The 23,842-nt window shown below is 32.9% G+C and carries 19 protein-coding genes and 1 tRNA gene; 9 read left to right on the top strand and 11 right to left on the bottom strand.

Annotated features, from left to right (window positions below; genetic code table 11):
* Positions 1 to 3 precede the first annotated feature (3 nt).
* Positions 4 to 3,189 (top strand): cytochrome c biogenesis protein CcsA, encoded by a 3,186-nt coding sequence (ccsA, locus tag AACZ49_RS05385; protein ID WP_339652720.1) that lies wholly within the window; start codon positions 4 to 6, stop codon positions 3,187 to 3,189.
* 1 nt (position 3,190) lies between these two features.
* On the opposite strand, the gene AACZ49_RS05380 is transcribed toward ccsA, so the two are convergent.
* Complete coding sequence (locus AACZ49_RS05380) at positions 3,191 to 4,456, bottom strand: M14 family metallopeptidase (protein WP_339652437.1); 1,266 nt, start codon at positions 4,454 to 4,456, stop codon at positions 3,191 to 3,193.
* Between the two features lie 146 nt (positions 4,457 to 4,602).
* On the opposite strand from AACZ49_RS05380, the gene AACZ49_RS05375 reads away from it, so the two are divergent.
* Both AACZ49_RS05375 and bshB1 read left to right on the top strand, forming a co-directional pair.
* Complete coding sequence (locus tag AACZ49_RS05375; RefSeq protein ID WP_339652436.1) at positions 4,603 to 5,757, top strand: PLP-dependent aspartate aminotransferase family protein; 1,155 nt, start codon at positions 4,603 to 4,605, stop codon at positions 5,755 to 5,757.
* A gap of 32 nt (positions 5,758 to 5,789) precedes the next feature.
* Entirely contained in the window at positions 5,790 to 6,506 is a 717-nt protein-coding gene (gene bshB1 / locus AACZ49_RS05370; protein ID WP_339652435.1) for a bacillithiol biosynthesis deacetylase BshB1, read from the top strand.
* On the opposite strand, the gene AACZ49_RS05365 is transcribed toward bshB1, so the two are convergent.
* Positions 6,503 to 8,575, bottom strand: a complete 2,073-nt coding sequence (locus AACZ49_RS05365; protein ID WP_339652434.1) for a tetratricopeptide repeat-containing sensor histidine kinase — start codon at positions 8,573 to 8,575, stop codon at positions 6,503 to 6,505. The genes bshB1 and AACZ49_RS05365 overlap by 4 nt on opposite strands.
* Positions 8,576 to 8,847: 272 nt before the next feature.
* On the bottom strand, positions 8,848 to 10,836 hold the full coding sequence (locus AACZ49_RS05360; RefSeq protein WP_339652432.1) for a tetratricopeptide repeat-containing sensor histidine kinase: 1,989 nt from the start codon (positions 10,834 to 10,836) through the stop codon (positions 8,848 to 8,850).
* A 216-nt stretch (positions 10,837 to 11,052) separates the two neighbouring features.
* Here AACZ49_RS05360 and AACZ49_RS05355 point away from each other — a divergent pair.
* A tRNA-His gene (locus AACZ49_RS05355) sits at positions 11,053 to 11,128 on the top strand.
* Between the two features lie 129 nt (positions 11,129 to 11,257).
* Here the strand turns inward: AACZ49_RS05355 and AACZ49_RS05350 are convergent.
* The 4 genes from AACZ49_RS05350 to AACZ49_RS05335 all read right to left on the bottom strand — a co-directional run bounded on the left by AACZ49_RS05350 (position 11,258) and on the right by AACZ49_RS05335 (position 14,580).
* Complete coding sequence (locus AACZ49_RS05350) at positions 11,258 to 12,823, bottom strand: M28 family peptidase (protein ID WP_339652431.1); 1,566 nt, start codon at positions 12,821 to 12,823, stop codon at positions 11,258 to 11,260.
* Positions 12,824 to 12,879: 56 nt separating this feature from the next.
* Complete coding sequence (locus tag AACZ49_RS05345) at positions 12,880 to 13,317, bottom strand: nuclear transport factor 2 family protein (protein WP_339652430.1); 438 nt, start codon at positions 13,315 to 13,317, stop codon at positions 12,880 to 12,882.
* A gap of 140 nt (positions 13,318 to 13,457) precedes the next feature.
* The gene (locus tag AACZ49_RS05340) at positions 13,458 to 14,144 is read right to left on the bottom strand and encodes an SGNH/GDSL hydrolase family protein (protein ID WP_339652427.1); all 687 of its coding nucleotides are present in this window, start codon (positions 14,142 to 14,144) and stop codon (positions 13,458 to 13,460) included.
* A gap of 13 nt (positions 14,145 to 14,157) precedes the next feature.
* Positions 14,158 to 14,580, bottom strand: a complete 423-nt coding sequence (locus AACZ49_RS05335; RefSeq protein WP_339652425.1) for a hypothetical protein — start codon at positions 14,578 to 14,580, stop codon at positions 14,158 to 14,160.
* 149 nt (positions 14,581 to 14,729) lie between these two features.
* Between AACZ49_RS05335 and AACZ49_RS05330 the strand changes: the two genes are divergently transcribed.
* Complete coding sequence (locus AACZ49_RS05330) at positions 14,730 to 15,185, top strand: hypothetical protein (RefSeq protein ID WP_339652424.1); 456 nt, start codon at positions 14,730 to 14,732, stop codon at positions 15,183 to 15,185.
* A gap of 15 nt (positions 15,186 to 15,200) precedes the next feature.
* Here the strand turns inward: AACZ49_RS05330 and AACZ49_RS05325 are convergent, their stop codons facing one another.
* Complete coding sequence (locus tag AACZ49_RS05325) at positions 15,201 to 16,685, bottom strand: carboxypeptidase (RefSeq protein ID WP_339652422.1); 1,485 nt, start codon at positions 16,683 to 16,685, stop codon at positions 15,201 to 15,203.
* 377 nt (positions 16,686 to 17,062) lie between these two features.
* On the opposite strand from AACZ49_RS05325, the gene AACZ49_RS05320 reads away from it, so the two are divergent.
* Both AACZ49_RS05320 and AACZ49_RS05315 read left to right on the top strand, forming a co-directional pair.
* Entirely contained in the window at positions 17,063 to 18,685 is a 1,623-nt protein-coding gene (locus AACZ49_RS05320) for a phosphatase (protein WP_339652420.1), read from the top strand.
* A gap of 78 nt (positions 18,686 to 18,763) precedes the next feature.
* A complete protein-coding gene (locus tag AACZ49_RS05315) occupies positions 18,764 to 20,434 on the top strand; it encodes a cytochrome c peroxidase (protein WP_339652418.1) in 1,671 nt (556 codons plus the stop codon).
* Between the two features lie 158 nt (positions 20,435 to 20,592).
* Here AACZ49_RS05315 and AACZ49_RS05310 read toward each other — a convergent pair whose 3' ends face one another.
* Genes AACZ49_RS05310 through AACZ49_RS05300 form a run of 3 tightly spaced genes read right to left on the bottom strand, consistent with a single transcriptional unit; the run spans position 20,593 to position 22,602 of the window.
* Entirely contained in the window at positions 20,593 to 21,357 is a 765-nt protein-coding gene (locus AACZ49_RS05310; RefSeq protein ID WP_339652417.1) for a TIGR02757 family protein, read from the bottom strand.
* Positions 21,354 to 21,911, bottom strand: coding sequence for a CPBP family intramembrane glutamic endopeptidase (locus AACZ49_RS05305; RefSeq protein WP_339652416.1), 558 nt, complete (start codon positions 21,909 to 21,911; stop codon positions 21,354 to 21,356). The genes AACZ49_RS05310 and AACZ49_RS05305 overlap by 4 nt, the downstream gene beginning before the upstream one ends.
* A 10-nt stretch (positions 21,912 to 21,921) precedes the next feature.
* Complete coding sequence (locus AACZ49_RS05300) at positions 21,922 to 22,602, bottom strand: ABC transporter ATP-binding protein (protein WP_339652414.1); 681 nt, start codon at positions 22,600 to 22,602, stop codon at positions 21,922 to 21,924.
* A gap of 232 nt (positions 22,603 to 22,834) precedes the next feature.
* On the opposite strand from AACZ49_RS05300, the gene folE reads away from it, so the two are divergent.
* Both folE and AACZ49_RS05290 read left to right on the top strand, forming a co-directional pair.
* Complete coding sequence (gene folE / locus AACZ49_RS05295) at positions 22,835 to 23,434, top strand: GTP cyclohydrolase I FolE (protein ID WP_339652413.1); 600 nt, start codon at positions 22,835 to 22,837, stop codon at positions 23,432 to 23,434.
* An 83-nt stretch (positions 23,435 to 23,517) separates the two neighbouring features.
* Complete coding sequence (locus AACZ49_RS05290; protein ID WP_339652411.1) at positions 23,518 to 23,817, top strand: hypothetical protein; 300 nt, start codon at positions 23,518 to 23,520, stop codon at positions 23,815 to 23,817.
* Positions 23,818 to 23,842: the final 25 nt, after the last annotated feature.

Raw genomic sequence — 23,842 nt, 5'->3', positions numbered from 1 at the left:
TCAATGACGGAAATGTTCAAAAAAATATTCTTTTCTACTCGTTTAATGTCTATACTGTTTATTGTTTTTGCAACTGCTATGGCATTCGGTACTTTCATAGAGAGTTGGTACAGCACAGAAACTGCACGTATTTGGATTTATAATGCCTTATGGTTCGAAGTTATCATGGTATTCTTCGTGATTAATTTTCTTGGAAACATTTCTAGATATCGTTTGTTACGATTAGAAAAATGGCCAGTTCTTGTTCTTCATCTTTCTTGGGTATTAATTATTATTGGGGCTTTTGTAACCCGATATATAAGTTTTGAAGGAATGATGCCGATTCGTGAAGGAAAAACGGAAAAGGTATTTTATTCCGATAAAACTTATTTAACGGTATATGTTGATGGTGATATCGATGGAGAACCACGTAGAAAAGTATTGGAAGATGATTTGATGGTTACCCCTGAAGCCATAAAATCTAACCTACCATGGCAAGAAGACTTCAATGGAGAGGATTTTAAAGTTTCTTATGTTGATTTTATTTCTGGAGCTAAAGAGGGCCTTTTGCCTGACCCAGCTGGCAATAACTATCTGAAAATTGTAGAGGCCGGTGACGGTCAGCGTCATGAGCATTATCTAGAGGATGGTAAAGTTGCTAGTATACACAATGTACTGTTTGCTTTGAACAATAATACAGAAGGTGCCATCAATATAAAGACAACCGATTCTATTTATCAGATATTCGCTCCGTTCGAGGGTGATTTTATGAGAATGGCAGACCAATTTCAAGGTGTTTTGGTAAAAGATAGTTTACAGCCTTTACAATTACGTTCGCTCTATAATACTGCTGGTATGCAATTTGTAATGCCAGATTCTTTAACTCGCGGTTCGTATGGTATCGTTGAAATTCCTGATGCTGAGAAAACCAAGTTTGACCAAGATGCGATAATATTTGATATTTCTGCAAATGGAGAAACCAAACAAGTTAAAGTGTTAGGAAGTAAGGGACCATCAGATTTTAGTGAAAAAATAAAAGTAGGTGGGCTAGATTTTTCAGTGCGTTATGGTTCTAAAATTTACGAATTGCCTTTTGGTATCAAATTGAATGACTTTATTGCTGAAAAATATCCAGGCACAGAAAAAGGTTATGCTTCTTTTATGAGTAGAGTAACCATTGCCGATGAGCGACCTTTTGATTATGATATTTTCATGAATCATGTTTTAGATCATGAAGGGTATCGTTTCTTTCAATCAGGTTTTGATCCTGATGAAAAAGGAACAACGTTATCGGTAAATCATGATTTTTTTGGTACGTGGATTACGTACATCGGTTATTTTCTCTTGTATATAGGTTTAATGGGTATCATGTTTTTTGGTAAAACGCGTTTTAGGGAATTAACTGACTCTTTAGATAAAATTAAAGTGAAAAAGAAAAAGATGTTTGGTGCCATCGCGCTTTTAATGGCGTTTTCTTTTTCGTCATATGCTCAAGACCAACATACTGTTGATGATGGGCATGGACATCAGTCGGCCCCAACCAAAATGCAAATCGATTCTTTGTTGAAATCAAGTATGGTTGATAAAGAACATGCTGATAAATTTGGGAAATTAGTTATACAAGATGATGGTGGGCGAATGAAGCCTATCAATACTTTTTCATCAGAATTACTTCGAAAATTAAGTCTAAAGGACACCTATTTGGAATATAATTCTGACCAGATTTTACTATCAATGATGATGAACCCTGCTGTGTGGTATAATACAGAGTTTATCGCCTTAGATAAAAAAGCTCAAAATGATAGCATCAGGAAAATAATCGGAATTCCATCGGGACAAAAATATGTTAAAGCAACCGATTTTTTTGATGACAAAGGGCAGTATAAGTTGGAGCCGTTCTTAGTTGAAGCAACATCGACAACCAATCCAAATAAATTTCAACAAGATTTTAAAGATGCCAATATTCGATTGAGTTTGTTGAACCAAGCATTGGGCCAAGATATTGTTAAAATATTTCCATTATTGGATGATGAGAATAACAAATGGATTTCAGCCATAGAATATAGGGGAGGGCAATACGAGATAAGGGATTCTCTTTATGCCAATTTCGTAAAAAATGCGATGCCTTATTACTTAATGACATTGGGTAAAGCGCAACAAAGTGGTGATTATGCACAAGCCGACAAATTATTGGCAGCGTTTCAACAAAACCAGTTGAATCATGGCAGCGAGGTTTTACCATCAACAAATAAAATTGAAACGGAAGTTATTTATAACCGCTTAAATATTTTCAATAGGCTCTATCAATATTACGCACTAGTCGGTTTATTAATGTTCTTTACTTTGATTTTTCAAATATTTAAAGATCGTTCAATTTGGCATGTGGCGATATATTTCTTTAAGGGTACTATCATGTTACTCTTTTTGTGGCATACGGCTGGTTTGGCACTACGTTGGTATATTTCCGGTCATGCACCTTGGAGTGATGCTTATGAAAGTATCTTGTACGTGGCATGGTCTACAATGGGTATAGGTTGGGCATTAGGTCGTAAAAGTGATATGACCTTTGCGGCATCTGCATTTGTAACAGCAATGTTATTGTGGATTGCACACCAGAGTTGGATAGATCCATCGATTGCCAATTTACAACCTGTTTTAGATAGCTATTGGTTAATGATACACGTAGCGGTAATTGTGGGTAGTTATGGCCCTTTGACCGTTGGTATGATATTAGGCTTAGTTTCGTTAATTCTAATGATTTTGACCACAAAGAAGAATAAGGAACGTATGGCAATCAATATAAAAGAATTGACCATAATTACTGAATTGGCTATTACCACCGGACTTGTTATGTTGACCATTGGTAACTTTTTAGGAGGTCAATGGGCCAATGAAAGTTGGGGGCGCTATTGGGGTTGGGATCCAAAAGAAACTTGGGCCTTAATTTCTATTATGATTTATGCCTTTGTTATACATACTCGATTAGTACCTGGTTTAAGAGGAAAATGGACCTTTAATTTTATGAGTGTCGTAGCTTTTGGTAGTATTATGATGACTTATTTCGGTGTTAACTTTTACCTAGCAGGTTTGCACAGCTACGCCAGTGGTGCACAAGTAATTACACCTATGTTCATATATTACCTAGTAGCGGGTGTTTTAGCATTAGGCGGAATTAGTTACTGGAGATATAAAGTAAATTTTAGTAAGTAATTCAATCTAACAACAAATCCATTAATTCTTCGGCGGCTACTTTACCTTTCAGTTTTAGAAAATTTCTTGGGGTGTTATCGCCTAATTCAAAAACAATAGCTGGCATACCATGGTTAACGTAAAAGTAATTACGAGATACCATGGTAGGTTTTATTTCTGTTGACGGTTTAATATTTGTGTGTTTTTGAGGCAGGCGTTTGGCAATGTTTTCAATCCAGTTAAAAACAATATCTCCTTTTTTGCCAATAATCGTAGAATCTATTGGGTAATAAATATCATCCCAAGTAGAATGAAAATCTGCTCCGAAAACAAATTCATATCCTTCAGCTTCTTTTTTTACAAGAAAATCTCTCACACTACTAGTTTCTGGCTGATTGAAATCTTGCCAATCCCTATTCAAGTCAATACCGTCCATATTATGGCGCCAGTTGCCGTTATCAACCCCATCAGGATTCATTAAAGGCACAACGAATAAGTCGTAACTATCTCTAAATTTCAGCGCTTTTGGGGAATCTCCGCTAAGTGTTTCAATGAAGGACTTCATAGCCAGAAATCCTGTCACCTCAGGTGGATGCTGCCTTGAAATTATTATTACAGCTTTTTTGTGTGCTCCAGAGCTTACCTCCATTAAATTCAGAGCCCTATTCTCTCTGCTTCTTCCTATCTCATAGGTAGATATATGGGGTTTGGTAGATAAAGAATCAATCCAATTTTTAACTCTTGTTGACCCATAAAGTTCTTGAGCAGTAATATAAGTCGGTTTTTCGCCAATAGTAACTTTTATTTCTACGAACTCTGGTGCGGCATTAATACCGAAAGTTCCAGTGCCTTTATTAAGCACTGTGAAATCTACGCTGTCTAGAGAAGTGAAGTTCTCTCCGTCAGTACTGATTTTAGGATAGTATCTGCTACGAGAATCTTGATAGGTCATTTTTATAATTATGGTTTTTGGGGTATTGGACCACACTTTAAATGCATACCATGGACTAACATTAACAGGAGTGTTTTCGGCCGTGATTAAAGCTGTGTAATGGTCATTACCGTCTGCTGTTATACCGTTTAATCTTCCACTTTCAAAATCATTGCTAAAAAAAGTGGTTTCATTTTCGAATGACCAAATTCCTTTCCATTGCTTTTGTACTGGTTTAGATAATGTTGAAACTACGGCACTTTTTCCTTGTCCTTGATAGCCTTTCGCAATAGGTTTTTGATTCTTACAGGCTGTAAAAATTGTAATTAGTATTGTGATATAAACTAGTTTTCTCATATTCAGAAATATTTGTTAGGTGATTAATGCACGATTGTGTATAATAAAGTGTGCTCAAAACCTATACTAGTAAATCTATTAACAAATATTGAAATGAACTTCTTTACATACTATTTTCTTACCTTTAATTTTTATTATTTTTTGAAATGAAAGCACAAAATAAAGGTTTGAACACCATATGTACTCATGTAGGTGAATTAGAGGATAAACAACATCGTGGGGCGATATCACCACTTTATATGAGTACTTCTTATGCTTATGAAGATGTTGACGTAAAACGTTATCCTAGATATTTCAATACACCAAATCAAGAAGGACTTTGCAAGAAAATTGCGGCACTTGAGCATGCAGAAGCGGCTCTTATCTTCGGAAGTGGCATGGCTGCGGTCAGTACTGCATTACTTGCATTTTTGAAGGCTGGGGATCATGTTGTATTGCAGCAGACATTATATGGTGGTACGTTTAACTTGGTGAATGAAGAATTTGGTAAATATGGTATCGAATATTCTTTTACAGAAGGTTGGAAGGCTGAAGCTTTTGAGGATAAAATTAAAGAGAACACTAAAGTTATTTATATAGAGACACCATCAAATCCGTTGTTGACTATTACAGATTTAAAAGCAGTTGCAACTATAGCTAAGAAGCACGGATTAGTAACGATGATCGATAATACCTTTGCTAGTCCTGTGAATCAAAATCCTATTGATTTTGGAATTGATATCGTAATTCATAGTGCTACAAAATACATGGGTGGTCATTCTGATATTTGTGCAGGGGCTGTTGCTTCTACTGCTGTTAATATGGAGCGTATTTTTCATTTGGCAAAGAACTTTGGTGGTAGTCTAAGTGATTATACAGTGTGGCTATTAGAAAGAAGTATAAAGACTATGGGTATACGTGTAAGAGCTCAAAATGAAAATGCTTTAGCTATGGCTAATTTTCTTGAAGAAAATGAAGACATAGAAAAGGTCTATTATCCTGGTTTGCCTTTGCATGAAGACCATGAGATTGCAAAAAAACAAATGAAAGGGTATGGTGGAATGTTATCGTTCGAATTAAATTCAAGTTTAGATGCTTCGCTATTTCAAAAATCATTAAAATTGATAAAACCTTCAATGAGTTTAGCTGGTGTAGAGAGCACGGTAATATCGCCTACTAAAACTTCTCATGCATTAATGAGTGCAGAGGTACGTGCGGAACAAGGGATAGCTGATGGGTTGATTCGATTTTCTGTAGGGATTGAAGAACCAGAGGATTTAATGCAAGATATTTTACAAGCCTTAGAAGCTATTAAAAAGTAAGTTTAAGCATAATTAGAAACAAATAGTAAATAATGAAGTTGGATATTTTAGTATTTGGAGCGCATCCTGATGATGCAGAGCTTGGTGCAGGAGGTACTATTGCTAAAGAAATAGCTTTAGGAAAAAAAGTTGGCATAGTTGATTTAACACGCGGCGAATTGGGTACAAGAGGATCAGCTGAAATTAGAGATAAGGAATCTTCTGTTGCGGCTAAAGTTTTAGGTGTAGCAGTACGCGAGAACCTAAGGTTTAGAGATGGTTTTTTTATCAATGATGAAACCCATCAATTAGAAATTATCAAAATGATTCGTAAGTACCGGCCTAATACTGTTTTGTGCAATGCTATTGATGATAGGCATATTGATCACAGTAAGGGGAGTAAATTGGTAAGTGATGCATGTTTTTTAAGTGGATTAAGGCGAGTTGAAACCAAAATAGGAGGGGAGAACCAAGTAGAATGGAGGCCTAAATTAGTTTATCACTATATTCAATGGAAAAATTTAACTCCAGATTTTGTGGTTGATATAAGTGATTACATTGAAATAAAAACAGCTGCTATTTTAGCTTATACTTCTCAATTTCATGACCCTAATAGTAACGAGCCAGAAACACCAATAAGTAGTAAAACTTTTATTGAGAGCGTACATTATAGAGCTAAAGACTTAGGTCGTTTAGTAGGTGTAGATTATGGTGAAGGTTTTACAGTTGAAAGAATGGTAGCTGTAAACTCCCTAGATCAATTGATTTAGGCAGATTTTTTAATTGGTTCCATAACTCTTGGCATTGTAAAATAGAAACTTGATCCTTTACCAATGGCGCTATGAACCCATATTTTACCTTGGTTTTTCTCAACCATTTCTTTACATAGAGATAAACCTAAACCTGTTCCTTTTTCGTCGTTTGTTCCATAAGTGGTATGCGTAGAATCTTTTTGGAAAATTTTACCAATAGTTTCTTCGGTCATACCCATACCATTATCCTTTACGTAAATTTCGCAAGTTTTTAGTTTTTGAATAGCACCAATAATAATTTCTCCATTATTTGATGTAAATTTTAGGGCATTACTGAGTAAGTTTCTAATGATGATATCAACCTGATTTGGATCTGACCAAATTTGACAATTGGACTCAATTCTATTAATTAGTTTAATAGATTTTGATTCTGCTATTTCAGATAAAAGCGCCATATTTTCTTCAATGATGCCTTCTAGATTTGTAGTCATAGGTCTTGTGGTAGAGCCATTCATTTGGGTTTGTCCCCATGATAATAAATTATTTAAAGTGAACGATATAGAATCGATATCTACTTTAAGTTTTGGTACGAAATTTAAGAATTCTTCCTTCGTCATTTCACCCTCCTTAAATAACTTTAAAAGACCTTGAAAGGCGCCAATTGGGCCTCTTAAATCGTGCCCAATAATGGAGAATAATTTATTCTTTGTTTGATTTAACTCATTAAGATATGCCTGTTTCTCCTCTAGGTCAGATTTATTTGAACGCAATTCTATATTTAATTTTTTCTGAGTTTTTTCGTTTCTATGTATTATGAAAACAATTATAGCGAAGATGATAAGGATAATAATAAATACATAAATATAAATACTTTGTTTTGCTAATGCCTTTTCATTTTCTATTATTAGCTGCTGCTTTTGTTGGTCATATTCTATTTTCGTTTTCAACATGTTTAACCCCTTCTCATTACTTGTTTTGGTTAAAGATTCAGAGGTTACCTGATATATTTCATGATACCATAACGATTTTTCATAATCTTTTTTGTTTTTATAAATTTTGAACAATTGGTAAGTGCTACCTTTTATTCCTGTGCGAAGGCCTATTTTCTTAGATAATTCAAAAGCATTTAAAGCATATACTTCTCCAATGCTATCTTTTTTCAGGTTTAAAAAGGCTTGGGTCATTCCAATTAACAAATCAATTTCACCTCTATCATCTTCAATTTCTTGATGTAATAACTCGCTTTGCTTGTACCAATAAAGCGCCCAAGTGTTTTTTCCTTTTTTTAAATAAATTTTTCCTTTAACCTCATAACAGTAAGCCAACCAATCAAGTATCCTTTCTTTTTCAAAAATGGCTATACTGCTATTAATGTTGAACATGGCATACTCTAATTCATCCATTTCAGCATAGGTAGAAGCTATATTGCTCATGGTTTCAGCCATGAAAATGGGATTGTCGATTTCTTTATTGATTGCTTGCGCTTTTTTAAAGAACACCATAGCTTGTTCATAATCTTTCTGCTCAAGGTATAGGTGAGCTATGTTTTCATTTATAATTGATAATATTTTTTTATAATCTAACGCTTCTGCAATTTCTATAGCTTCTAAATATCTCTTTAAAGAAAGGGCATAATCACCTTTATAACCTAATTCTTTAGCTAGTTCATTTAAAACGTTGACTTTTAAACGGAGATTGTTTTTTTGACATGCAAGTTCGTAAGCTTTTTTGTAGTATGAAATTGCTTCATCTATTTGACCCTTGTCTGAATAGTACCCTCCTATATTAGAATAAGAATGAATTATACCATTTATATAGTCTGCTTTTTTGCTTATAGTAAGACTTTCATTACTTAAATATAATAAGCTATCTAAATTATGAAAGCGATATTCCGCGGCAAGCGTTATAAGATTATGTATATGTAGAGTGTCGTTAGACTTTTTATGTACTAAAATTTGGCTTTGATTTACATTCTTTAATAAACTAGCTCTTTTAGAAATTTGTGCTGATAAAGTGCTATAAGATAAACTGAAAAATAAAATAATAGGAAGACAGCCTCTGGATAGGCTCACATAAAATAAAGTCATTGAAATATTATTAAACATAAATAAGCGGTACTATTGAATACCTAAATTTAGAGTAGAACTGAAGGAATTAGTAATTATTGTTGTGAAATGCTGATAATTGTGTATTTAAACGAATTAAAGATGTATTTCATCGATAAATTATTATTTTAACCTCTTTATATTAGCGATTTTGATTTGTTTGTTAATTTGATTTATATTGACTTTCTAGCAACACAATTTTAATAGAAATAATCAAGAATATTATTCTAACGGTATTAATTGGAATACTATATTTAAATGGAAGATAAAGGTAGTTTTACAATAAAATGACTGCCTTCATTAATTTTACTTTTAACAAAAATTTCTCCATGATTCGTTATTATCAGTTCTTTAGCTAACCGTAAACCAAGACCTGTTCCTTTTTCTAAATTGGTTCCAACTGTTGATATATACTCGGTGTCTTTGAATAATTTACTTTTTTCCAACTCACTCATTCCTACACCTGTATCAGAAACTTTAATTAAAACGTTCTCATTTCTTATTTTAGAGGTAAGAATTATTTTGCCTTCATTTGGGGTAAATTTTATAGCGTTACTTATCAAATTCCTAAATATCACATTAAATTGATCGTTATCGGCAAATGCGTAATGGTTTTCTAGTATTTGATTGTCAATTTTAATATATTTTTTTTTAATTTCTTGACCAAAGAACTGTAAGATATTTTCTATTTCATTTTTTATAGTAATTCTTTCTAATCTTATTGAATTTCCTTTCATCTGTGTTTTCCCCCAATGAAGTAGATTATCCATTGTAAATTGTAACTGTTCTAAATCTTCTTTTAATAGCGGCGCAAATTTTTCAAAATAGATTTTGCCTTCTGGCTCTTCAATATATAAATTAAGTAGTTCTTTAAATGAAATTATAGGTCCACGTAAGTCATGACCTACTATAGAAAAAAGCCGATCTTGATTTTGATTAATTTTTGAAAGGTTTTTTTGATTATCCTTTAAAACAATTGCTTGATTCTCAAGTTTCTTGTTTAATAATTTTTCTCTTTTAACAGAATTTAAAATTATTAAAACTATTATAAATGATGTTAGCAAGGCTGCCAATGACCATTTTACATATTTTCTTTGCTGGTCGATAGCTAATTCATTTTTTGCTTTCAGGTCATCTTTTTCTTTTTCGAAATTCAACTTTGTATTAAGCATGTTTAAATTTCTTTTATTTTTTTCTATAAAAATATCATTAGCCAATTTTTCAGTTAATTCTAAGTATTCTAAAGATTTTGATATTTGATTTTGTTCTTTTTTAATTTGATATAAAATTCTATAACATTTTTCTAAACCTGTATTAAGATTAAATGATGAATAAAGCTTAAGACTTTCATTTATATATTCTTCAGCCTTGGTAATGTCCTGAAACTCATAATAAGACTTAGCCAAGCCATAATAAATATCTGCTCTACCTTTTATGTCATTATCAGAACCGTGAACACTTAATGCTTTTTGGTAGTTAATTATAGCATCATTATATTTTTTTGATTTCAAGTATAACTGGGCTAAAGTAGAAAGAGAAAAAGCTAGCCACTCTTTGTTTTTTGCAATTTCAAAATAATCAATGCTTTTACTCAAATACTTTTGGGCCTTATCAAAATCTCCTGTTTGAATATAGAGAAATGCTAAATTGCTAGACAACATGGCATCCATATTTGCATCTTTAGTCTTTTTAGTAGAATTAAGCGCAGAGGAATAAAACATTAAAGCTTCATCATAATCTTCTAGAAGATTAAACATGGTGCCTAAATTCATATTCATTAAAAATGTATAGAACTCTTGTTTATGTTTTTCGCCAAGTGCCAATCCTTGCAAAAAGTAAGTGTAGCTTAGTGGGTAAACTTGTTTAATGAAATATGCTTGGCCTAAATTATTATATACTTTCATTTCCATGCTAGGATAATTTATCAACTCGTTATCCTTTAATATTTTTTGACAGTACTTTATAGAATTTTCAGTGTCTCCTCGATATAGATAAAATGTAGAAAAATTTGTTAAGGCTTCTAGTTCACCTTTTTTATACTTAATTATCTTACTAAGTTTCATAGCTCTCTCTGAAATAATTTTCATGGTATCTAAGCCAGAGTATCTTAGTTGAAATGATAAATTATTAATAAGGTCAATGTAAGTAGTACTATTTTCAGAATAATTTGAACTTTGAGAGAATGTTTTTATTTTTTCTTTATAAAATTGAATACTATCTACTTGCGCAATAGTCGTATTCATATTAATACATACCAGGGAGAAAAGAAATAAAATGTGCTTAAGTTTAAATTTGAATAACATTAATTGTTTAAAGTATAAATACTAAGATTCTAATAGTTGCATGACAATTTAATTAGAAAAATATTAAGCATGGGAATAATGATATTTTTTATTCAAATATCATTTATTATTTGTGAGTACTATTTAAAAAATTTACATTTGCACTCGCTTACAAATGGTGGTTGTAGCTCAGCTGGTTAGAGCATCGGTTTGTGGTACCGAGGGTCGCCGGTTCGAACCCGGTCTTCCACCCTAAAGCAAACTAAAAGTCTTGGATTTATTCTAAGACTTTTTTGTTTTTATACCATTTGTGGAGTAAATTTATTTAAATAAAAAGTCCTGTTAAACAGTTGGTTAACAGGACTTTTTTATAATAGTAAAATTAGTTTGGTTGTTTGTCCACTACAATTCGTTGTTCTCTATTTGCAATTTCCCAAGCAGTATAAAAGATAAGTCGTGCCCTGTTTTGCAATAAATCATAATTTATTTTGTCTGGTGTGTCACCTGGTCGATGATAGTCATCGTGAGTGCCATTAAAATAAAATATAATAGGAATATTGTTTTTAGCGAAGTTATAGTGGTCACTTCTGTAATAAAAACGATTAGGATCATTTTCATCATTATAGGTATAATCCAATTCTATATTTTCGGACTTTTTATTTACATTTTCTGAAAGATTATGAAGTTCTGTGCTCAATTTGTCTGATCCAATAAGATAAATATAGTTACGGTCTCCTTCACGTTTTGGATCTATTCTGCCAATCATGTCAATATTTAAGTTAGCCACGGTATTGGCTAACGGAACAATTGGCTCCATATCTGTATAATATTGAGAACCTAGCAGTCCTTTTTCCTCACCCGTAACATGTAAAAATAGGATTGATCTTTTAGGTCCTTTACCAGCATCAGCCGCTAATTTAAATGCTTCTGCAATTTCTAATAAAGCAACGGTTCCAGAGCCATCATCATCGGCTCCATTATTTATGTCCCCATTTGGCGAAATGCCAATATGATCTAAGTGCGAGGATATCACTAAATATTCATTTGGTTTTTCTGTTCCTTTAATAAGTGCAGCTACATTTTCTGTGGTTATTTTATCGTTAGAACTTTCAAAACTTAATTGTAATGCTTTGGTAAGTACTTTAGAAGTGTCATCAGTATCAATAGATGATAGTATGTCTTTTGCCAACACCTGATCTATATATAAGCTATAAAACTCTAATGCGCTATTATCAACAAGTTCCATTCGGTCATTGTTGTTCGATTTCATAGACTCGAACCTTCGTTTAAATCTGTTAAAGTTGTCGGTGTCATAATAAAGTATTCCTGTGGCACCTTTATCAACTGCTATTTGGATTCTTGTAGTAAGTGATTCAGATATGTTGCTCCATATAGAAGCTTCGTTAGTTCCTGAAATTTTGTATGTTCCATCAGAATTTTTAGGTTCTCCTGCTTTAAGTAATACAATTTTTCCTTCTACGTTAATATCTTTGTAGTTGGAGTAGTTTGGTTCTTCGATACCATAACCAACATATGCAATTTCATTAGTAGAAGTGTTGGCCGCAGAAAATGTTAAAACATGTCCGCCAATAGGAAAGTCTTTACCATCTACTTTCAATTTACCAATTGGTAGTTTGCTTATTTCTAGAGGAACTTCTTGATAATAGTCACCGTCGGCTTTCGCAGCAGGAATTTTTAATTTTTCATATTCAGCCTTAATATAAGCTATAGCCATTTTTTGACCTGGTTCACCTGTTTCTCTTCCCTCAAATTCATCTGAGGCATAAGTAAATAAATGTTCTTTTAATTCATTTTCAGTTATAGATTCTGCAAAGGTATTTTCCGAGGTTTTTGTTGAACCAGTTTCAATAGTTGCTTCTTTAACTGTTTTTTGAGAAGAGTTACAAGAAAAGGCCAAAGAGACCAATAGAATTAATGTTTTATTCATTTTATTGTTTAATCAAAATTTATCAAAAATAATCAAAACTTAAGCACGGATTAGGGTCAACAGGAAGAATCAGCAATGATCTTCCATTCTCCATTTATTCTTTTAAAGATAATCATGAACGTTCCTGTTGCATTACCAACTTCGCGTGTTAAGTTGTATTCTCCCATTACAAAGTAAGAATCAGTAGTAATAGCGGAAATTTTTTCAATTGTAAATTTCAGGGTACCAGAATATGACTTGTCGGGATAATTTTTTAAATAACTATTTAGCGTAGATTCCCAACCAGATTTCAGCTTTTTACCACTATAAAAATAAAGTGAATCTGATTTCCAATATCCACTCATAAAACCTTTTAAATCATGATTGTTCCAGTCTATTTCTTGTTGATTTAAGATGGTCATAATCTCTATTTGATCTTGTTCTATTGTATTTTTTGAAGAGCATGAACTTATAATGACTATAGTTATAAAAAGTAATATGGCTTTGATGTTCATAAATAGCTTTGGTATAAAAAATTATATAAATCGAATGACTGTGGAACGTATGAAATAAGTAAATCTACTATTACAATGCATAACATATTTATTGAACCATAGAAGGCAAGTACGGTCGTTTATTTGAGGTAATTCAACTATTAATTTAATGCTGCTTTAATTGCAGCTTCAACTAGAGGTTCCATCATTTTATAGCCTTCAACAGTTGGGTGTACTTCATCTTCAGCATATTTTTTGGGTAAACCGTTACGTTCGTCAACCATGGCAGAGAAATAATCTAAGTAGATATGACCTTTTAATTCGGCATACTCCTTAATCATTTTATTAAGCGCGATAATTTTACCAGAAGGTTCTAAACCTGGTTTCCATGGATAATCATATGCGGGTAGGGTAGAAGATAAAATAACCTTGATGTCGTTCGCTTTCGCCATTTCAGACATTCCTTTAATGTTATCCATAATCATTTCTAAGGTCGAAGGGCCTGTATTACCTGCAATATCATTAGTGCCAGCTAAAAGGATTACTACCTTTGGATGTAAATTAATTACATCCTGTCTAAATCTTACCAACATCTGTGGAGTAGTTTGGCCACTTATGCCGCGGTTAACATATGGTTTATTTGCAAAGAATTCTGGTCTAAGATTTAACCAGCCAATAGTAATGGAATTCCCCATAAATAAAATGCGATTTTCATTTTGTTGAACGCTTGGTAGTTTTGTGTTTTCTTCTTTAAATCGATTTAAGTCGGCCCAATCTTGTGATTGTAAATTAGCAAGTCCAAAAAGAGATAACATACAGGCTACTATTATTTTATTTAAATTTTTCATTCTTAGGTAAAGGTTATAAATTTTGAATTAGAGTTTTTTCTTCTGATGTTAATGGTAAACTTTTGACTATATTTTCTTTATTTGGCTTTTGCACGAATAAATAAGCCAATAAACATATGGTGATTACAACAGGTAAGGCATTACCAGTATTAAAATAAACAAAAAGACCTAGAAAAGCAGGAATTTCAATAAGAGCATATTTTAGATGTAATGCAGATTGATATTTTTTCAACTTATCTTCTAACCGTTCTGATAAATTAATTTTAGAAGTCTTTTTGTTAAAAACAAATTGACTGCCGAAATAGCCTAATAAAGCCGAGAGTGGTACAATAAATAAGTATAAATCCTCACCCTTTGTACTGGTGTTAAAGCTGTTAATTTGAAGTATCACCCAAATGGTAAAAATACTTAGACCAGTAACTAAAAAAAGGTGCATGATTTTTAGACTTTTAATAAAGTTCTTTAATTCCATATTGTTTTTAAAATTCTAAGATACTATAAATTAAAATTAATACAGATTTAGTTTATTGTTCGTAAACCTATTTAAGATCCACAACTGTTTTAGAATATCTATCTTTGCCAACTATGAAAAAAATATTTGCTTTCTGCTTTATTCTAGGATCGCTTCACAGTACATATAGTCAATTAGAACAAGATAAGGCGCTTCACTTTCTTGGAGGAAATTTATATGGTTTAGTAGGCGCAGGTGTAGCTAGTCAAATTTCAGATGGCGATAGAACTTGGACGTTTATTGGTGCTGTAGGAGGTGGTCTACTTATTGGCTTGGCAAAAGAGAGTATAGACCAAAATCAATATGGTGGCTGGGACAATGCCGATTTGTTGGCTACTGTGTTGGGTGGAGCAACAGTGGGGGTTACCATCGATATTTTTAAAAAAAGAAAGCAGCGCAAACGGGATAAGCTTTTTAAAGACGCTGTTGGATATTCTGAATTAGAAATAAAAAAAACATTCCTAATAGAAAACGCTGAAATTAATTCTTTGTCATTATTAGGAATGTCTAAAACTGTAATGGAAAGGTAAACTTATACTTATACGTTAGTATTTTGCACTCTTACCATTTGTCATAGTTTTTTCGATAAAATCGCGAATATCATCATTTGCAGTTTTAAGATCTTCTTTTCTTAAATACATCATATGTCCAGAACGATACCCTTTAAAGCTAAACCTATCCTTCATTCTTCCGCTTGGATCTACTTGCCACATTAGGTATTTAGCGTTAAAATAAGTTGTTGCGCCATCATAATAACCTGATTGTACCATTACGTTTAAATATGGATTTTGTGCCATGGCCTGTCTTAGGCTTTCACGGGTATTCTCGTCAGAGTTGTCCCAAGGATGCACAGGTCCGAACATATTATATTTTACATCGGTCTTAAACTTCAGTTCTTCTTGCAAGTAATAGTTTATTGCTGGGGTAAAACTATGCAGCCAAGAGGTCAACTCAGAATTGTAATCAGGTCGCATGCCTAAAAGCTGTTTATCCATTCCTAAATATCTTGAATCCAATCTTCCAACGGTATAACCTCCTTTTTCCTTTAATAAATTCTTCCAGAAAAAGGAGGTAGGTACAGAAAGGTTTTGGTCTATTATATCTTTCGTTTCCAAGCCGGAGTAATAAGACATCTTTTTAGCAATGGTTGTTTTTTCTTGATCCGATATAAATCCTCCTTTTGCCAGTGCAGGAATCAAGGTATTAATTGTATAGTCTTCGGATTCTGGGAGAATATCCAAAAGGTCTTTGCCTTGTAATTCAGCTGGTAATGCTTTGTGATGCCAAGCCGCAGCCGTAAAATAGGGAAGATTTATTGCTTCTGCCACTGGGCCTTCATTTTGTATAATTTTATAATCGGCAGGAGATACTAGAATTACACCGTTTAGGTACATCCACTGCTTATTCTGCAGTTCTAACGAAAGACCCATAACCCTTGGACCACCATAACTTTCGCCAATTAAATATTTAGGTGAACTCCATCGGTTATTACGGGTTACAAAAGTATTCAGCCATTCTGCCAAATAAGTAATATCCGCGTTGATACCGAAGAATTTTTTACGGTCTACTTCATCCCCAGATTCAGGAATTGTTCTAGAGTAACCAGTATTTGCAGGATTCACATAGACAATATCCGCAATATCAAGAACTGAAAACGGATTTTCCTTAACTCCGTATGGCTGAACTGGAAAGCCTTCATCATCAATTTTCAATATTCTAGGACCTGTATATGCGAGATGCATCCAAACAGAGCCAGAACCTGGTCCGCCATTAAAAGAAATTAATAAAGGCCTAGAAGCACGGTCTTTAATATTATTTCTTGTGTAATAGGAGTAATGCAATGAGGCAATTGGTTTTGCATTTTCATCCCACACAGGTTGTGTTCCTGTTTGTGCTGTGTAAGAAAAGGTTGCGCCATTGATGGTAGCATTATGTTGTGTAGTAATAACGGTGTCGATTGGTAATGTCCTAGACTGTGAAAGGGTAATGGTAGTTACCAAGCAAATGGATAATTGTAAAATTCTTTTCATGGTTTTCTTAAGTTCTGATGTTAAACGAAAATAAGAATAATAAAAGAATTCTTGACCATTAAGTTTTTAAGTGAAAATATGTCAAATTGAGCTAAAACTATTGATACATGAATTGCTTGTTAGAGAATAGTATTCAACCAAATTTTGAATTACCGCTACTTAACATGTTGTGTAACTAATTGATTATTAGTTTTTAATGTGTGTTAATTTTATTTAGTTACAGTTTCTTTATGATTAGAAAATTTTTAAGGTACCTAAAATTTACATCTTAACACTAAGTTAAACAAAGCATGAATCAATGCTAATTTTAATTGAACCTTTAAACAAACAACTCAATCTAGTTTTGTGGAATACATAACCTAAAAACTATATTGATAATGAAAAAATCAAAAAATTTACTATTGAAAGCTATTTTCCTTTCTTGCCTAGGGTTGGCAGTAATCAGCTGTGAACTAGAAGATGGTGCTGATGGTACTAATGGAACAAATGGTGTCGATGGTATCGATGGCGCTGATGGTATTGACGGAGCAGATGGTGCTGACGGTCAAGATTTAACTTTAGAGGAATCAATACCATTAACAAGTTCTGTAACTCCGAATGAATTGTTTGAGCTTAAAGGTCCATTTGCAGGATCTGCCGAGCTTAATATGATTATGTCATCTGCAGATATTTTAGAATCTGACTCGACTTTTGTTTACGGTTCGTATATGGATGGAGCTGCCCTTTTTCCAACAGAGGATGGTAACTACGCTTTGATCAATAATTTAGAGGCAGATTATTCTATTGTAAGAATAATGTTGAACTCTGAACTACAACCCTTACAAGGAGATTATATTGTAAACTCTACAGCTACGGCGTTTACTGCAATGTGTTCTGGTTCTGCTATAACCGTTGAAGAGCATGGTTTCGGTCCTTTATACCTTTCTGGTGGTGAATGGGGCGGTAACGCTAAAGGTGTTTATAAAGTAAATCCTTTTAGAGCTAAAGAAGATAGGGTAGAGGTAGAAAGACTTCCTGCTCTTGGTGAATGGTCTACTGAAAATGCCGTTGCTATCGGTAAAGATGCATACGCTTCACAAACCGTTATTTTTATGGGAGATGATCATAGTGATAATGTGTACCCACAAGCTCATTTTGGTATGTACGTTGCATCTAGAGGTGATCTTTATGGTGGGAAACTTTATGTTTTAAGAGGTAAAAATCCTGTGGAGTCTTTACCTGGCGAAGGAGGACAGCTATTTGAAATGGGTATGGCAGAAGATGTCTCATATGACGTTGAATGGGTAGAAGTTACCGAAAGAACTATAGATGAACTAAATCAAGAAGCTATCGATGTTTCTGCTATCGGTTTTCAAAGAATTGAAGATATAGACTGGAGAAGGGGTTCTGCCGAAGCTCAAAGAGAAGTATATTTTAATGCAACCGGAAGAATTCGTGGAGACAACCCAGATTTAAATTTAAGAGGTACAGGTTTTGGTCGTGTTTATAAATTAGAATTAAATGAAACTGATCCAACTGCAGATGCTGTTCTTACCGTAGTTGTAGATGGTGATGTAGAAGGTGGTAAGGGTGACGGTATGCACTCACCTGATAATATTATGGTAACAGAGAACTATGCTTACATTCAAGAAGATCCTAACGGATACAGTGATTTAAATGCTGATATTACAGGGTTCGCAAAATTATGGCAATTAGATTTAAACACTGGTAGCTTTGTTGAAGTGATGGAGTGCAACCAAACTTTTGCATCTAGCGTAGGTATTGGTAACACTGATAGTATGTGGGAAATTACAGGGTTATTTGATGTTACCGATATCATTGGTGCATCTGAACCTACCTTCATAGGTGGTGCTCAAGTACATGGGTGGAATTTTAATACTACTCCTGAAACTGCAGTTAGGGCTGACGGACTTAAATTTGTTGATCCAACTGCAATTAGTGAAGGTAGTGCTTCTTTAGAAGGATCTGTTCTTTTTAAATTGACAGGATTGCCTAGATAAATAGTCTTATGAAATCTTAATAAAAGGTTCCCTTCTTTGGGAACCTTTTTTCTATTCATAATAATTTTAAAGATATACATGAAAACAGTTCATAATAAATGGATTTTATTAATGATTTTGGGTGTTTTTCTGTCATGTAAACATGAAGAAACAAAACCTAAATTGATGATTACTACTAATGAGCTATCCATGTTCAATGATGCCATACGTAATTATTATTTTGTCACATTAGATAGTGCTTCGCATTATATGCAACAGATAGACACAACCAATAGTCTTTCAAAAAATAAAGAGTTATTTCTAAAAAGTAGAGAATGGTATAAAAGGGTAGAACCAATGCTTATAGCTTATGACTACGAGAATTATGTGTCTATGAATGCCCCAAATTTATTGAAGGTTGAAATAGATGACCACCAAGATGTTAAAATACAAAACCCCAAAAGCTATCAAGTTTTAGAAGAGCTATTATATTCAGAAGACGGATTTTCGAATAAAGAATTAAACTTTGTGTTAACCTATTTAAAAGTTAGATTGCCATTTGTTAGAAAGAATCATATTCTAATAGCACAGCGAGATAGACATCATTTAAAAATGATACGCGATGCGATTATAAATATTGTTACAAAAGGGATTACAGGTTTTGATTCTCCTATGCTAACAAACTCATTAAACGAAGCCATCTACAATTATGAATCAATTCAAAAAGTATTGGATATTTATAAAGATGCATTTTATAATCCAGACTTATATTCAGAATGGCGTACAGAAATAACTTCTTCTATAGCTATATTAAAAGAAGGAAATTTTGATAAATTTGATCGCTATTCGTTCATTAAAGAACATACTAATATTCAATTGGAATTAGTTTTAAAAACTGCAAAAGACTGGAATGTAGAATTAAGTAATTCTCGATCATTAGACCCGAATGCAACAAGTTTATTTGATAAAAACTTCTTCAATATGAAAATATTCTCAATGCAAAGAACTCCAGAAATTACGGAAGAAAGAATAGCTTTGGGTAAGCGATTATTTAATGACAAAGCTTTATCTAGTACAGGTACAATAAGTTGCGCTACTTGCCATATAAAAGAAAAAGCTTTTACCGATGCTCATACAAAAGCTTTGGGTAGTAATGGCAAAGAATTGCAACGTAATTCACCTACATTAACTTATGCTGTTTACCAACGCTCATTGTTTTATGACGGTAGGGCAGATGGTCTAGAAGATCAAATTGTAGGTGTAACTAATAATGAAAATGAATTTCATATAGATTTAGAAAAGCTAGAAGAAAAAATACAATCAAAGATTGTTTATAAAGTACAGTTCGATTCGTTGTATGGTGGTAAAATTACAAATATGAATGTAAGAAATGCCATTGCTACCTATATTAGAAGCCTTTCTAGTTTCGATTCTAAATTTGATAGAAATATAAACGGGCTTGAAGAAACCATGACCAACGAAGAAGTTGATGGTTTCAATCTTTTTATGGGAAAAGCAGCTTGTGCTACATGTCATTTTCCACCTGCATTCAATGGTACGGTGCCACCTAAATATATGGAGAGTGAATTTGAAAATTTAGGTGTGCCTAAGAATGCAAGTTTTGAAAACCCTGTTTTAGATGATGATTGGGGCCAATATTACCCTTACGAAGTAGAAGAAAAGAAACACTTTTTTAAAACGTCAACTGTGCGTAACGTAGCTTTAACGGGACCTTATATGCATAATGGTGTATATGCTACTTTAGAATAAGTTGTTGAGTTTTATAATGTTGGTGGTGGTCAAGGTATGGGCTTAGATGTACCTAATCAAACCTTGCCGCCAGATTCTTTAAACTTAACTGAAAAAGAATCTAAGTCAATTATAGCTTTTATGAAAACACTGACAGATAAGCAATTTGAAATAGTAAACTAGAATTTTTCGAATACACCAAGACCGAATAAAGCAAAATCATATTTAACTGGATCCTTTGGATCCAGTTTTCTTAAATTTTTATCTAGTTCTGCTAATGCTTTGGCATCATTCTGCTTTCGTTTTAAAATCCCCAACTTACGGGCAACATTTCCTGAATGTATATCTAACGGGCAAGATAATTTGGAAGGTGCTATATTTTTCCAAAGGCCAAAATCTACATTTGTTGAAGCATCTCTTACCATCCAACGCAAAAACATATTTATTCTTTTCGCGGCTGAACCTTTTAAAGGGTCAGAAACATGTTTAGTGGTGCGCTGTTCATAGGGTAATTCAAAAAATAATTCTTTGAATTTAGCAATAGTAGGTTGTAAAGAAGTCTTTTCTTGGTAGTCAGTAAATATGCCCTCTAAACCATTATGATTTAAATACATATTTTTAAGGCTTTGAATAAAATATTTTAAGTCAATACCATTGAAAGTTCTGTGTACAAAATTTTCCAAATTATCTAAATCATCATCACTATGGTTTAAAATATAGTCATAAGGACTGTGCCCCAATAATTCCATTAATTTATGAGAATTATTGATGATACTTTTTCTATTGCCCCAAGCTATTGTAGCAGTTAAAAATGCACTGATTTCTATATCTTCCTTCTTAGTAAATAGGTGTGGGATTTGAATGGGGTCGGTTTCTAAAAATTGAGGATTATTGTATTGAATAACCTTTTCATCTAGAAATTCTTTTAATTCAATTTTCGTCATTCTATTGGAATATCTAATAGCTTTAAGAGTAATAAGGGAATTATTAGCACCATGTTGTAACATGCATGAAGTCCCATTGACCAAATTAATCCAAATTTTATACGAATATATCCTAATATGAAACCTACACTTATCTGTGGTGCAACCAGAAAAGGAGAAAGTAATAATACCTGAGTTGTCAATTCAAAATTGCTAATATGTACCAGACCAAAGGCAATTGTAAAAATGTATAGAACAGTTGAAAAATACTTAGAATTTTTAAAAAATACTAAAGGACCTCGAAAAATTAATTCTTCTAAAAAAGGAGCAACCAAAACTGCTAAGACAAAGATTTTAATTTCTGAATTATTATTGAATAAATCATCAAAGGCATGTTTACCCACCTCAATATTAAAAATGTTTTGAATTACGCTCGCTATAATTAACAAAAGAATACTTAAACCTAGTGCCAAGACTAATAGTTTAATAAATAACCTCAATTTATCTGAGGCACTGGAACTCACATCTTTCTCATAAATAGGTTTCTTCGCGAATACAATAAATTCTTCAAGCATAAAATTGTCGTTATGCTTCTGAGATGACTTTATCCAAAATTTTACCATCTACCATGGTTAATTTACGATCTGCCATTTCAGCTAGTTCTTCATTATGGGTAACAATGACAAAAGTCTGTCCGAATTTTTCTCTTAGTTCAAAAAATAATTTATGAAGATTATCCGCACTTTCAGAATCAAGATTACCGCTTGGCTCATCTGCAAAAATTATAGAAGGGTTGTTTATTAATGCACGTGCAACAGCAACACGTTGTTGTTCTCCTCCAGATAATTCTGACGGTTTATGATCATATCTGTGAGATAATCCCAAAAAATCTAAAAGTTCTTTAGCTCTTTTCTCAGCTTCGGATTTAGGTGTTTTTTTAATGAATGCTGGTAGGCAAACATTTTCAATTGCAGTAAATTCTGGAAGTAACTGATGAAATTGAAAAATAAAACCAATATGTTCATTTCTAAATTTCGCCAAATCCTTATCACTTAGGTTGGTAGTTTCCCTACTATTTATTAATAATGTACTATCACTTTTATTTGATTGAACATCTAAGGTGCCAAGAATTTGCAATAAGGTAGTTTTACCTGCGCCAGAAGCCCCAACTATAGAAACGATTTCTCCCTTTTTAATATGGAGGTCGACGCCTTTTAATACTTCTAACTTACCGTAATATTTATGAATGTTAGAAGCTTTTATCATTTGAAATGTGTTGTTTGATTTAGTTTATTGATATTTTCAAAATTAATGAAAAAGGAGCATGGTAAAAATAGTAATCAGGTTTTACTTTATGTATAGAATTTTAAAATGCGTGTAAATTTCAAATTAAGTAGTTTTGCGTTTCGTATTTATGACAATTTTAATGTTGTTGATAAAAGAAAACATTAATTTTGTTCAAGAATATTATAAATATATTAAACATTAAATAAAGAGTATGTCTCCTTATAAAAATTTAGAAGAATACAACCTTGAGATTACCGATGAAGTTAAAAGTAGATATTCTTCAATTATTGATGAAATTGGCGAAGATGTTGGTAGAGAGGGGTTAGTTAAAACACCTGAACGGGCAGCCAAAGCCATGCTTTTTTTAACTCAAGGTTATCAACAGGACGCCGTTGAAATATTAAAAGGGGCTATGTTCAAAGAGTCTTATGATGATATGGTTATTATAAAGGATATTGAGCTTTATTCTTTATGCGAACATCACATGCTTCCTTTTTTTGGTAAAGCACATATTGCTTACATTCCCAATGGTCATATCGTTGGCCTTAGTAAAATACCGCGTGTTGTTGATGTTTTTGCAAGAAGATTACAGGTACAAGAACGGTTAACCCATGATATTTTAGAATGTATTAATAATACATTAAAGCCTAAGGGTGTTGCGGTTGTTATTGAAGCTTCTCACATGTGTATGATGATGCGAGGTGTTCAAAAACAAAACTCTGTTACTACCACTTCTGGTTTTAGAGGTCAGTTTGAAAAAATTGAGACAAGGAATGAGTTTCTTAAATTAATTGGCACCAAACTTTCTTAAAACAGTCCATATTTCGTAATTATTTATTTTAAAAATTTGGCATCTTTGTTGTATTCCAATTAAAGAATAACTAATTTTTGAGTATGTCAATTTTAAAGAATAAAAAGTATAAGCAACTTTTAATGGGATTGCTTTTTGATGGTATAGGTATGCTATCATTTGCTATACCCTTTGTAGGTGAATTTTCAGACATTGTTTGGGCACCACTCTCTGGTTGGCTAATGACCAGAATGTATAAGGGTAAAGTTGGGCAGGCTGCGGGTGTATTTACTTTCGTTGAAGAAATTATACCGGGTTTTGACCTTATACCCTCATTTACATTAATGTGGTTATATACTTATATTTTTAAAGGCGCTAAAAGAGGGCAGACTATTGAAGTTTAAATAATACATATTTTCATACCAAATA

This window comes from uncultured Maribacter sp. (assembly GCF_963975365.1).
Taxonomy (GTDB): domain Bacteria; phylum Bacteroidota; class Bacteroidia; order Flavobacteriales; family Flavobacteriaceae; genus Maribacter.
Note: the sequence above shows the minus strand (reverse complement) of the source record. Positions and strands in the feature narration are given on the sequence as shown.